17 protein-coding genes are annotated in these 12,210 nt (G+C 43.2%); 3 read left to right on the top strand and 14 right to left on the bottom strand.

Annotated features, from left to right (window positions below):
* Positions 1 to 198 precede the first annotated feature (198 nt).
* Positions 199 to 1,755, top strand: a complete 1,557-nt coding sequence (locus tag MKY85_RS15440) for a BCCT family transporter (RefSeq protein WP_342569960.1) — start codon at positions 199 to 201, stop codon at positions 1,753 to 1,755.
* A 124-nt stretch (positions 1,756 to 1,879) separates the two neighbouring features.
* On the opposite strand, the gene MKY85_RS15435 is transcribed toward MKY85_RS15440, so the two are convergent.
* From MKY85_RS15435 to MKY85_RS15425, 3 genes are all read right to left on the bottom strand, one after another.
* Complete coding sequence (locus MKY85_RS15435; RefSeq protein ID WP_339233675.1) at positions 1,880 to 2,041, bottom strand: hypothetical protein; 162 nt, start codon at positions 2,039 to 2,041, stop codon at positions 1,880 to 1,882.
* A gap of 323 nt (positions 2,042 to 2,364) precedes the next feature.
* Positions 2,365 to 3,114 carry a pentapeptide repeat-containing protein gene (locus tag MKY85_RS15430; RefSeq protein WP_339255340.1) on the bottom strand — a complete coding sequence of 250 codons (750 nt, stop codon included), beginning with the start codon at positions 3,112 to 3,114 and terminating at the stop codon, positions 2,365 to 2,367.
* Between the two features lie 199 nt (positions 3,115 to 3,313).
* Positions 3,314 to 4,195, bottom strand: coding sequence for a LysR family transcriptional regulator (locus tag MKY85_RS15425; RefSeq protein WP_339233673.1), 882 nt, complete (start codon positions 4,193 to 4,195; stop codon positions 3,314 to 3,316).
* Positions 4,196 to 4,362: 167 nt separating this feature from the next.
* On the opposite strand from MKY85_RS15425, the gene MKY85_RS15420 reads away from it, so the two are divergent.
* Together MKY85_RS15420 and MKY85_RS15415 are read left to right on the top strand one after the other, a co-directional pair.
* Positions 4,363 to 5,157, top strand: coding sequence for an SDR family oxidoreductase (locus tag MKY85_RS15420; RefSeq protein ID WP_339233671.1), 795 nt, complete (start codon positions 4,363 to 4,365; stop codon positions 5,155 to 5,157).
* 26 nt (positions 5,158 to 5,183) lie between these two features.
* On the top strand, positions 5,184 to 5,525 hold the full coding sequence (locus tag MKY85_RS15415) for a nuclear transport factor 2 family protein (RefSeq protein ID WP_339233669.1): 342 nt from the start codon (positions 5,184 to 5,186) through the stop codon (positions 5,523 to 5,525).
* Between the two features lie 65 nt (positions 5,526 to 5,590).
* Here MKY85_RS15415 and MKY85_RS15410 read toward each other — a convergent pair whose 3' ends face one another.
* The 11 genes from MKY85_RS15410 to MKY85_RS15360 form a co-directional block, all read right to left on the bottom strand.
* The gene (locus MKY85_RS15410) at positions 5,591 to 6,490 is read right to left on the bottom strand and encodes an alpha/beta hydrolase (RefSeq protein ID WP_339233666.1); all 900 of its coding nucleotides are present in this window, start codon (positions 6,488 to 6,490) and stop codon (positions 5,591 to 5,593) included.
* A gap of 20 nt (positions 6,491 to 6,510) precedes the next feature.
* A complete protein-coding gene (locus MKY85_RS15405) occupies positions 6,511 to 7,131 on the bottom strand; it encodes a DUF2239 family protein (protein ID WP_342569958.1) in 621 nt (206 codons plus the stop codon).
* A gap of 158 nt (positions 7,132 to 7,289) precedes the next feature.
* Complete coding sequence (locus MKY85_RS15400; RefSeq protein ID WP_339255334.1) at positions 7,290 to 7,682, bottom strand: rhodanese-like domain-containing protein; 393 nt, start codon at positions 7,680 to 7,682, stop codon at positions 7,290 to 7,292.
* A complete protein-coding gene (locus tag MKY85_RS15395; protein WP_339233660.1) occupies positions 7,660 to 8,058 on the bottom strand; it encodes a rhodanese-like domain-containing protein in 399 nt (132 codons plus the stop codon). The genes MKY85_RS15400 and MKY85_RS15395 overlap by 23 nt, the downstream gene beginning before the upstream one ends.
* Positions 8,059 to 8,107: 49 nt before the next feature.
* The gene (locus MKY85_RS15390; RefSeq protein WP_339233658.1) at positions 8,108 to 8,428 is read right to left on the bottom strand and encodes a rhodanese-like domain-containing protein; all 321 of its coding nucleotides are present in this window, start codon (positions 8,426 to 8,428) and stop codon (positions 8,108 to 8,110) included.
* Between the two features lie 198 nt (positions 8,429 to 8,626).
* Positions 8,627 to 8,896: a metal-sensitive transcriptional regulator gene (locus tag MKY85_RS15385; protein WP_339233656.1), complete on the bottom strand. Its 270-nt coding sequence runs from the start codon at positions 8,894 to 8,896 to the stop codon at positions 8,627 to 8,629.
* A gap of 71 nt (positions 8,897 to 8,967) precedes the next feature.
* The gene (locus tag MKY85_RS15380) at positions 8,968 to 9,441 is read right to left on the bottom strand and encodes a DsrE/DsrF/DrsH-like family protein (RefSeq protein ID WP_339233654.1); all 474 of its coding nucleotides are present in this window, start codon (positions 9,439 to 9,441) and stop codon (positions 8,968 to 8,970) included.
* A gap of 64 nt (positions 9,442 to 9,505) precedes the next feature.
* Positions 9,506 to 10,300, bottom strand: a complete 795-nt coding sequence (locus MKY85_RS15375) for a sulfite exporter TauE/SafE family protein (RefSeq protein WP_339233652.1) — start codon at positions 10,298 to 10,300, stop codon at positions 9,506 to 9,508.
* Positions 10,301 to 10,398: 98 nt separating this feature from the next.
* The gene (locus MKY85_RS15370; protein ID WP_339233650.1) at positions 10,399 to 10,626 is read right to left on the bottom strand and encodes a sulfurtransferase TusA family protein; all 228 of its coding nucleotides are present in this window, start codon (positions 10,624 to 10,626) and stop codon (positions 10,399 to 10,401) included.
* A gap of 15 nt (positions 10,627 to 10,641) precedes the next feature.
* Positions 10,642 to 11,778 carry an MBL fold metallo-hydrolase gene (locus tag MKY85_RS15365; RefSeq protein WP_342569957.1) on the bottom strand — a complete coding sequence of 379 codons (1,137 nt, stop codon included), beginning with the start codon at positions 11,776 to 11,778 and terminating at the stop codon, positions 10,642 to 10,644.
* A 31-nt stretch (positions 11,779 to 11,809) separates the two neighbouring features.
* Complete coding sequence (locus tag MKY85_RS15360) at positions 11,810 to 12,205, bottom strand: DsrE/DsrF/DrsH-like family protein (RefSeq protein ID WP_339233646.1); 396 nt, start codon at positions 12,203 to 12,205, stop codon at positions 11,810 to 11,812.
* Positions 12,206 to 12,210 lie beyond the last annotated feature (5 nt).

Here is a 12,210-nt window from a genome sequence, read left to right as displayed (position 1 = left end):
ATTCAACATTTCTTCTCCTTGGGGGACATCAAAAATCGATAAATCCTCTCCTTTGAAAAAGAGGACTTTCTCCTCACCTGTTTCAATACACGTCGAATTGTTTTATGTTATCAACAGCTGGCTTTCCGAATGATAACTAGCCGGACTAGCACATACTAAGGAAAAGTTGGATGAAGATTACATAATGGAGGTCTCATCATGGTATTTACCATCACAATTATCATCGTTGCACTGTTTGCAATATGGGGGGGCGTCGCTCCTGATCAGCTGGCGGATGCAGCAAACGTTGCCTACAACTTCTCTATTCAGAATTTTGGCTGGTTTTATTTGTTAGCGACACTGTTCTTCCTGATCTTTGCTTTTTATCTGGCATTCAGCCGATTTGGCGGGATCAGGCTGGGGGATGACGATGATGAACCGGAATATTCTACGATTTCCTGGCTGTCCATGCTGTTTAGCGCTGGTATGGGAATCGGACTGGTTTTCTGGGGAGTTGCCGAGCCCCTGTCCCACTATTTATCTGCCCCGGAAGGAGCAGAAGCCGGAACTGCGCAGGCAGCAAGACTTTCCATGCGTTATTCCTTCTTTCACTGGGGGCTGCATCCTTGGGCGATTTATACCGTTATCGGTTTGGCGCTCGCTTACTTCCAGTTCCGGAAAGGTTATAAAGGGTTGATCAGTTCTACCTTTATTCCTCTGATCGGTGAGCGTCTTGCGGCTGGCTGGCTTGGCAAGATCATTGATATTCTGGCTGTTATTGCCACCATCTTTGGTGTTGCAACCTCTCTTGGATTGGGTGCACTTCAGATTGGTGGGGGACTGGATTACTTATTCGGTATTCCTAACTCGACGTTGTCCCAGATTGTCATTATCTCAATTGTAACCGTACTGTTTCTAATCTCGGCAACCTCCGGTCTGGATAAAGGGATTAAGATTCTAAGCAACACCAACCTCGTTATAGCTGTGCTATTGATGGTGTTTGTATTAGCGACTGGACCGACTTCTTTCATATTTGACACATTCACGACAACCTTGGGCAGTTATATGCAGAATATTATTAACATGAGTTTGAGATTGACGCCGTTCTCAAGAGAAACCTGGATTGGAGCATGGACGTTATTTTACTGGGCTTGGTGGATCGCATGGGCTCCTTTTGTCGGCACTTTTATCGCAAGAGTATCCAGAGGCAGAACCATCAAGGAATTTGTAATTTACGTCATGGTTATTCCAAGCCTTTTCGGATTTATATGGTTCTCAGTCTTCGGCGGAACCGGACTTCACATGGAATTGTTCAATGCCGCTCATCTGGCGGAAGCCGTCAAGGAAGATGCGACAACCGCCCTATTCCTTATGTTGGAGCAGTTGCCTTTGGGCTCGATCGTAGCATTCATCGCAACACTCCTCATCATGACCTTCTTTATTACGTCGGCTGATTCGGCTACCTTTGTGTTAGGCATGCTGTCTTCAGATGGCAAACTAAACCCAAGTACAAGAGTGAAATTGACTTGGGGAATCATGCAGTCCGCTATTGCGGTAGTGTTGCTGATTAGTGGGGGATTGAACGGCCTCCAGACGGCCTCCATCGTGTCTGCATTGCCGTTCGCTGTAGTCCTTATCGGGATGTGTTTCTCCCTGCTCAAGGCACTGCAGGCTGAGGACAAAGAGCGACGTCAGAAGGAAAAACGGCAGCGCCAAAAGCTGAAACGACTGCTGGAGGAACAAGAAAACTTGCAGCCTGAAGTTCCGGGCACGTAATGGAATGTAGTACAATCTTCTCCTTCTATTACATGCAAGTACATAAAAAAACCAAAGTTCCAATCGGAACTTTGGTTTTTTTTATGTAACATTTGAAGTTTTTTGATTCCTGTTGACTTTTGCATCAGGTGCTTTGGATAGCTTTAATAACTTCAACCTTTTTATCTCCTGCCGACTTCGCTACCTCTAATGTTGTTTTACCTTGGAAAACGACGATTCCGCCAGTAGCCAGCATAGAAACGATTAAAGCTGCGCTAACGGCTGTGCAAAGTTTCTTCTTGATCATAACGATACCTCCGATTTTTTTATATGGATTCACGTCACTCAACACAATGTGCCGTGCCGATCCCGTAATCAATTTCTACTTATACTTTGTCTCGAACAATTACATTATTTCACTTTTATATTCGGTATTCCCATCGATTATTTTATTATAGCTTACTGACAATGATTGTAAAAGGTTTAATTGGAGATACAACATGAGAACAAGTCCTTTTTTCTTCAATCGAAACACGAACTTGTACAAAAAAAATAAGCCGCTGAAATAGCGATTTAATGAAAATATGTTCGTGTCCTTTGACATTTTTCCGCGGCCGAGTTGTTTACGCATTATTCCAGACTGCTGAAAAATCGTTCAACAAATACATCACCATATATTTTCTTCATATGCGCCGTGTTAAAAATATATTGTTCCATATGCTCAAGCTTGCGCAGATTGCGGACGAGTACTTTCCGAACATCGTCAGATAGATCAGCGTCATCGTCTATCTTCTTCATAGCCTTTTTCACACGTGAGGATACCTGTTCAACATATACATGGTTTTTTGATTTTGGCGGAATACATTGCGTTAGGTCACAGCCTACAAAACGAACTCCGTCAAGGATGCAGTTTTCAAAATTGGCGATTAGCTTTTGTGTGCCATCTCCTTCAAACGTAATATCCACCAGCTTGCCGGTAAAGGAACAATTGACGATATTCGCCGCTTGTAGAATCCGGTCATTAAATCGGCATTTAAAAAAAGTACAGTCGATAAACGTTGCATTCTCCAATGTCATGCCTCTCAGATCGCAGGAGGGAAATTCGCAATTGGTGAAAACAGCTTCGTTCCTGGCAATGCCAACAGAGCGTAAGTCGGAACGGATAAAAGTACAATGATCAATCGTACAACCGGCAAAAAATCTCGCATTGGTAAAATCGCAGGTATCAAATACAAGATGTTTCAGGTTACAGCTCCAAAATATAGGTGAACCAATATTCGAATTTGTTATGGTTGTTTCGCTGATCGTTTCGTGTTCATACCTGACAATATCAGTGAATATTTCGTTGTCTATTGTCATGCCAGACTCCAGTCTTCTCATCCCTATCACCCTATCATTTCTTCGAAATATTCTTCCGTGCTAGAAAAAAAAAGTCCCATTCGGTGCCCCGTTTGGATAACTTCTAGGTAATTGACTATGATCTTGTACCAATAATATAAGAAAGTCGCTTAAAAAGCGACTTTAATAGATAGATGTTCTTGCATATTGCCATGACTTCTTCAATCCTAAATTTTGGCGGTCATTCTTTTGGATGTAAAGTTTCAACAAATGCAATAAACCTTTTGGCTGCTGGAGAAATATGATGATCTTCTCTCCACTTCAACCCGATTTCCCAGTACCATCCTTCATCAAGGATAGGGATCCAGACCAATTCATCTAACATTAACCCCAATGTCTTTGGCAATACTGATACACCAAGACCCGATTTGATAAAACCGGCTACAGTGATCAGGTCCTCCGCTTCATAAGCCGAAGCAAGAACAAAACCGGTATGTCGAAAACGGGACATGATCGTTTCTTTTAATCCGCAGTTGTTTTTCAATCCAATAAACGGCTCGCCAGATAGCTCTGCCAAACTAAGAGCATTACAATCTGCATAACGATGTTGGGAGGAAACAACGATATATAAAGGAACATTTTGAACCGTTTTCCAGTGATGATTGTCCAAAGTAGATTCCCTCGATGTAATCATAACATCCGAAAATCCTTGTTCTAGATGTTCATCGATATCCCCTAAATTTCCTTGTGTCAATTCGAACCGCACTTTAGGGTACTTCAATTGATAACTCCGGATTAGGTTAGGAATCAATTCAACACCAAGAATGTTTAGATAAGACAACGTAATTACACCCGTATCAGGATTGGACCACTCTTCGATTTCCCTGAGCCCATTTTCAATATTTTGTAGGGCTCTACCAATCCATTTAGAGAACATGGTACCGTTTCGGTTCAGCTTTATATTGCGTCCATTGCGCTCAAATAATGGAGCTCCTATTTCATTTTCAAGCTTGGCAATTGCATGACTTAACGCTGGCTGAGTAATACCGAGTTTTTTGGAGGCTAATGTCATATGTTCAAGCCGTGCAACGGTCATAAAGTATTCTAATTGTGTAAGTTCCATTAGGACAACCTCCTATATTAATATTATTCATCATTTTCATTATTATAATAAATTGGACGTTATGAAAGTGGCAAGTGTAGTATTAGTTCTAGCTCCTCTCTCATAACACAATGTTAAGAGACAAAGCAGTTTTTAATCATTGAATATTATTACTAGGAGGAATAATTATGCATAAAGAATTTGAGTACTCTCTATCTGAATTTAAAGGCAAAAAGGTGCTGGTAACTGGAGGAACAAAGGGAATGGGACAAGCTGTTGTAAAAAGACTTGCAAACGCCGGAGCTACAGTCCTTACTACTGCCCGTTCAGTATCCACTGACTTGCCCAATTCAGTGAAATTTGTTCAAGCAGATGTCGCCACACCTGAAGGTACAGATCAAATAATTACAGCAGTAAAAGAACAACTTGGAGGCATCGATATTATTGTCCATTGCGTAGGTGGATCAACCACACCACCTGGAGGCGCACTTGTATTGAATGATGACGATTGGCTTCATGCATTAAATTGGAATTTACTCGCAGCAGTTCGACTTGATCGTGGCTTAATTCCACTTATGTTAGAAAATAATTCAGGCGTTATTCTTCATTTCACTTCTATCCAAAGACGTTTGCCTTTATATGAAACTACACTGGCTTATGCATCTGCAAAAGCCGCGCTGGCTAATTATAGCAAGGGACTATCAAATGAATTTTCCCCTCAAGGAATTCGCATAAATACATTGTCTCCAGGGTTTATCCAGACAGAAGCGGCTGACGCACTAATTGATCGGATCGCAGCGGAAACTGGAAGTCGAGAAAGTGCTCTTGAACAACTCATGACTTCACTCGGAGGTATCCCCATTGGACGGCCAGGGTTTCCTGAAGAAGTCGCTGAGCTGGCCGCATTTCTGGTATCAGACCGAGCAGCATCTATTACAGGTAGTGAATATGTCATTGATGGGGGAACTATCCCTACCGTCTAATGCGATTTAATAAGAGGAGGAACAATATGGATCTCAATCATTTACCGTTTGTAATTAGCAAATACATTCATGCATCTAATAAACCAGACCCAGCAGTATTTGTAGATTGTTTTTCAGAAAATGCCGTTGTATTAGATGAAGGAAAAAAGCGAAATGGTAAACAGGCGATTCGGGAATGGAGTGATCAAAACCATTTCGCGGCGAATGTAACCTTAAAGCCAACAAAGGCAAAAAAAATAGGAGATGAAATTGTGCTAACATGCAAGCTCGATGGTACCTACGACAAGACTGGTCTACCCGATCCACTATTATTGAATTATCATTTTGTACTTGTTGACGATAAAATCGTCAGATTATCTATTATCTAAAGATAAACACAAAGGCCTTAGAAATTGTTTTCTAAGGCCACTTTGGAGGTCTATGATTCATCATTTCAATTCGGTTTGTTACGCTGAGCTGTTCGAACAATTCCGTCAATGACCGTTCCAAACAGCTGTTCCGGCAAATCATGTCCCATGCCTTTAAGCACCATATATTCGGAGCCCGGGATGGCTTTCGCCGTGTCTTCTCCGCATGCTGGCACAAACATGGAGTCTTCCGCTCCATGGATGACTAACGTGGGCACACCTATTTTTGCGAGTTGCGGACGCCGGTCTCCGGATACGGCAATAGCTGCAATTTGTCTTCCGATACTGCCCGGATCATACGCTCGTCGCAGTTCTTCACGAATCATGGAATGATACTCTTCCTCGTTAAACGCATAACCCGTACCTGCAATCTGTCTGGCAAAAGCCGTACTTTGAGCCAGATATCCTGCCTCATCCTCTCTCGGGTTCGGAGCTGGACGAGTCATTAACGCCATGATCTCTGGTGAAGTCTGCGGAAGTTCTGGATTGCCTGTAGTGGACATGATTGAAGTTAGCGAGATCACTCTCTCGGGATAACGGCTGGCAGTGAGTTGGGCTATCATACCACCCATGGAACGTCCAACAATATGTGCTTTCGCGATGTCCAGTGCATCTAACAATCCAATCGTATCATCAGACATATCCTCAAGCGTGTAAGGTATATGGGGGCGTTGTCCTGACATAAGTGTTCTGGCGAGTGTTTCAAAATCCAGAGGATCGTGATGACTAAAATGAGTAGATAATCCGGTGTCTCTATTGTCAAAACGAATTACCCTGTATCCTCTGGCTGCCAGCATTTCACAAAAGGGGGCCGTCCATCGGATCATTTGTGTTCCCAGCCCGGCGATCAAGAGAATGGTTTCATGCTTTTCATCGCCATAACTGTCATAAGCAAGATCAATACCATTAACGTTTAATCTATTCATTAAAATATTCTCCTTCAAATTTATATTTGTTGCATGAACGCACCTTTGGCCAAATCCTTAACATAGTCTCTGATATCTGGCGTCCAGTCATCAATCCATTCGTAAAAAAGAGCTTCATTGCCGGCATACAGTGCTCTCAGAGCCTCTTCATACTGGTCAAAGTCGCCTGCCATTGCAGTCATGAAATGATACGTCGCTTCTTGAGCGGCACGAACTTTACTTTCACTCTCACCCACACGGCGGGCTTCATCAATCAGTTTCCTCAATGTGACAGAAGCGCCTCCGGGTTGAGCTTTCAACCATTCCCATTGCCTGGGAAGTAGCGTAACTTCGCCAGATACTACGCCCAGCTTGGGACGACCAACCTTGCGAGCAGGCTGTTCATTTTCTTTTTCTGTTGTATCCGAAGTAGGCCCTTTCATACCCTCGCCGTGTAATCGGTCAAGCACTTCAACGGTGCTCCCGCGAAAATCAACGTCAACCGGTTTACCTGTCCCATCATGGAAAATAAGGATTTGTGCAAGTTGACTGTCCTCCAGATTATCTTTGGCAATACCAACAACATGTTGTAATGAGCCCTTCGCGAAGCAGGCTCGATCCACAAAAGCGGTGTAGCTGATTGGGTGTGATGAAGCTTGCATATGACTCCTCCTTCTCTGATCTTACCTTGACTCTTTTATATTACCCGGGTAAAAATATAAAGTCAATATTACCCGGGTATAATTATCTGTTTTGAAAAACGTCAAAAAACAGCAGCCCGATGAATGGACTGCTGTTATACAGCATATAGGTGGGGAATTTATTTTTTGGAAATCAATTTTTCTCTCCATGCACTTACGCCGCCTTGAAGATTAGAGATCTGAGCGTAGCCTTGCTTGCTTAATATTTTGGCTGCACTCTTGCTGCGCATGCCACTCTGGCAGTATAGAAAAACACGCTTGTTCTGTGGAATCTCGCTTAATCGCTGCTGCAGTTGCGACAAGGGGATGTTAATTGCTCCCGGAATATACCCTCTTTTATATTCAGCAGGCTCGCGCACATCCACCACCATGCCTGGAGGGTTTGTTTTGATGGCCTGTCGGAATTCATCCGGTTTTAGGTTGGTCAAGCCGGTGACCGGCTTCAGTCGAGTATAGAGGAACCATACAATCAGAAGCAAAATGGCGATATTAATAACAGTGCTTGTGTTCACTGGACTCTCCCTTTCTATTCATGGCAAAATAACAACCCTTCACTGCATACAACTGTCTGAATCCACGGCGTGCCAGTATGCGGGCTGCTTTTTGGCGGGATAGCCAATTCCGTGAAAAGATCATGACCTCCTGATCGGGTGACAGCTCCTTCATCCAGACTGCAGACAATCGGCCAATGGATATATTAATTGAACCCGGGATATGATCTTGCCAGTACTCGCTTGAGTCTCTGATATCCAGTATTCTGACGTTAGACCACCGTTTCTGTGACGGGTCCCATTCCTTGCTGTTCACATAGGTTAGGGAGGAGACCGGCCAGAGCTGAATGATTAGCCATAGGATACCAATTGTAGCTGCAATATACACCAGTGTCATTCATAACATCCTTTCTTCCACGTGCTTTCATTCCTGCAGTGAACAGGTCTTATCTAACCAATTGATCGTAATCTGTCCAGTTGCTAAGACCGCCTGTCATATTCACAATCTGGAACCCTTTCTCATGTAAAAGTTCACAGGCCAGGCCGCTACGGTTCCCGCTTCGGCAGATCACAATGATCTCTTGTGAGACTGGCAGTTCCTCAACCCGTTCCATCAACTGGCCTAGCGGAATATGTTTTGCCCCCTGTACATGTCCTTCTTCCCACTCAGCATCCTCCCGAACATCTAGCAGGTATAGCTGCTCCCCTTGTTTCAACTGCGACGATACCTCTTGAGGGGTGATTACTTTTGGAATTTGAAATGCCATCTACATCCGCTCCTTTTATAAAAAATATGGTTTTCAAGATGCTTTCTATTTATCTTCAAACCGAACATATGCTGAATGTATCCATATGCCGTCCATTATCATTTTAAACATATACCCCTATGGGTATTTTAACAACAGACTAGAACTTTCTCAAGTCTAGCCAGACTCTCCATTTTAATTCTGATTCTTGTACCTTGCCTATCGGCTTTTCACAAGAAGCTCCACCGCTTCCTTCACTAACTTACTCGTATCATTATTGCCAGCTTCTTGTTCAGCCTTGATACATTGTTGGAGATTATCTGCCACAATTTGTGCTAGAGCCCGGTCAGAAGCATTACGGACAGCGGACAACTGAGCAACAACCTCTTTACAAGGTTTATCTTCTTCCATTAGACGAAGCACACCACGGACCTGTCCTTCAATTTTGCGCAAACGTGTTTTTAAGCTATCTGAATAATGATATTCCATATCCAATCTACTCTCCTTTATAGCATACCAGTATAGGTATATTATAGAGCAAAAAAGGTTAGCTTACACCTTTAAATAAATAAGTTTACCTTTCCGTTCGATGCATCACCCAGATAAGCAGCAACACCTGCATATTGCAAACCATCGAGTAACTCTTCCTGTTTTAAACCTAGAAGATCCATGGTCATGGTACAAGCAACCAGCTTCACTCCTTGTTCTTGTGCCAATTCCATCAATTGAGGCAGGGATAAGGCATTGTGTTTTTTCATAACATGTTTAATCATTTGCGGACCCAAACCGCCAAAATTCATTTTGGAAAGACCAAGTTTGTTGGCTCCTCGTGGCATCATCCATCCAAAGGCCTTTTCCAGAAAACCTTTTTTGGTCTGGATAACCTCGTCTTTCCGAAGAGCATTCAGCCCCCAGAACGTGAAAAATATCGTTACTTCGTGATCATATGCCGCTGCTCCATTTGCAATAATGAACGCCGCGATTGCTTTATCCAGCTCCCCGCTGAATAAGACGATCGTTGATTTATCTGCCATTAATCTTAATCCCCGCTTTCTTGAATACATAAATTACAATATCTTGAGAATGTGTTTCGCTCCTCTAAAGAATTGTTGACCAAACTTTCACGGCTGTCAGCGCAATCAATACAACGAGTCCATACTGAAGCACCTTGACATTGATTTTGGAACTGATTTTGGATCCTAGAGGAGCACCGATCAAACTTCCTACGACTGTAAATAAAGTTGGCCATAAAGGAATATGTCCGCCAGTAAGCTTTCCAATTACCCCGCCGATGGCTGAGATAAAGACGATGGCAAGTGAAGAAGCGATGGTCGTACGTGTCGGTATTTTAAGAATGGTGAGCATGATGGGAATGAGAATGAACGCCCCGCCCGCACCGACAATTCCCGAGACAATACCCACGATAAACGCTGACACAACCGCGATGATTTTATTAAATTGAAGATGATCTTGTATATTATCCGAGCCCCTGCGAGGAATCAGCATCAGTATAACTGCCAACAAAGCAAGAATGCCGTAGATCAGGTTAATAACATCTCCTTGAAGCAATCCCGATATATATCCTCCGATCAGACTTCCTGCCAGAATCCCGCTTCCCATATAAACAACGAGTCCCTTATGAATGACGGGTGGCTCCAGCTTTCCTTTGCTGTTTTTCTGAAATGCCAGAACGCCTGCAAGCGAAGCAAAGAAAACCTGAAACATGCTAATTGAAGAAACCTCATGAGCTGTGAAATGAGCTACCCCGAATAGTGGAGGTACATACAGCAATAGCGGATAGTTAATAATGGCCCCACCGATCCCTAACAACCCTGAGAAAAAGGACCCGATTAAGCCAAGAGTGATCATAATGATCAACATGAGGAAATCCATAGTTCTCCTCCTTTCCCTGGCTTAATCTGAATTAAGCCAGTTTTAAACACGCGAACATTTGCCCGGCTTCCTACTGCGTGTTCGCTTATTGTAGTGATTTAGATTTTTCGAACGTAAAACGTATACACTCCATCCTTTTCCTCATGAGAAATCAATTCATGTTTCGTTTGCTTCACCCAAGCCTGAAAGTCATTAAGGGAACCTTTATCCGTAGACAGGACTTCCATGATCTGTCCGGCTTCCAGACTATCCAGTGCTTTCTTTGCTTTAACAATCGGCATAGGACATGCCAATCCTTTCGTATCTACAGTCATATCTGTTTTCATCTCATGTTCCTCCTTTTAATTGTCATGCACGGCACAGCGGTTGGGACCAATTTCCATCTCACGTTGTTTATCTTCATCGGGTGTAATTTTGCCCATGTTTGTCTGCCGGATCTCCTGATACGCATTCGGTTGAGGTGGAAGATTCTTGGTCACCGTGCGACGGAAATCTTGCTCATCACCAATGTTAAGGCCCGGATTTTTTTGATACAAATCAGAAAGTTTCGCCATAACCCGGCCGCCTTCCCCGAGCTCCGTTACTTTTCCAAAGTGTGCAGGCAGGACGATAAGCTCTGGAGAAAGTTCTTTATATCGTGTATAAAGTGTTTCACGAAGATCACCTACCCAATCCTCTGCAAGACCCGCCAGATCAGGACGACCAATCGATTCAATGAACAGGATATCGCCGGTCAACAGATATTGGTTATCTATAATAAAGGATGTGCTTCCGATGGTGTGTCCGGGAGAGTAAATGGGCTGAATTTGAATCGTTGTGCTGCCGACCGTGATGTCACGCCCTTCTTCAAGCTTCTCATAATTAAAAGTAACTTCAGTTGCATCTTTTGAAGGCAGCCAATAAGTGGCACCCGTATGCTCAGCTAATTTTCGTCCGCCTGAAATATGATCGGCATGCAGGTGTGTATCCAGTGTGTGTTTAATTTGTACTCCTTGCTCTCTTGCAAACTGTTCAAACACTTCCGTCATCCGCAGGGTGTCAATCACTGCGGCTTCTCCCCCCGAAATAACCATATAAGACAAACAGCCTTTCCCAACTCTTACGAACTGAAACAATGAACCTCCATCCTTCAATTCGCCAACTTTGACGGGTTCCAGATGTTCACTCCATGATTTCATGCCGCCTTCAAGGTAATAGACGTTGCTTCTGCCAGCTTCAACAATTTGTTCTGCCACAAATTTGGAAGAGCCTTCCTTTGCACATACAACAAGCAATTTTTTTCCATCAGGGATCTTGTCGAGTGCATCATCAACGCCGTCTAACAGATCAAAATAAGGAATGTTCACGATATCTACACCGTATCCTTCAATCTTCCAATCGTTGAAATCTGTTTCATTCCGAACATCAAGGATAAATATTTCTTCTTTAGCCAAGACAATAGTAGTTAGTTCCTTTGCCGTCATTGTTCTTAATTCCATTGCTAGTTTCCCCTTTCATCCTGCAAGCTCATTAGAACGACAATGTAACATTGGCATCCTTCGCAAAATCTAGAAAAGTGACTGCTCCGCCGACCTCAATCCCATCGATAAAGTCTTCTTTGGTCAGGTTCATTACATCCATCGTCATTTGACAAGCTATAATTTTGACTCCCAACTCCTGAGCCATTTCTACGAGCTGTGGAATAGATGGAACATTTGCATTTGTAAAGCCTTCAGCAATATGTTCAGCTCCTGCCGGGAGAGGCAGCTGGTGATGGGCTTGCTTATGAATCAAGTTTAATCCTTCAAATGTGAAGAAAATGGCAACCTCTGCTTCAGTTGCTGCTGAAGCGGTAGCAATATTAAACACTTTGTATGCATCGAACATCCCACCATTGCTTGCAATAATAGCCACTTTTGTACTCATTGTTA

Origin of the sequence: Paenibacillus sp. FSL R5-0749 (assembly GCF_038595085.1) — a bacterium.
GTDB lineage: Bacteria > Bacillota > Bacilli > Paenibacillales > Paenibacillaceae > Paenibacillus.
The sequence above is the reverse complement of the archived record's forward strand: the minus strand, read 5'-3'. Positions and strand labels throughout refer to the sequence as shown.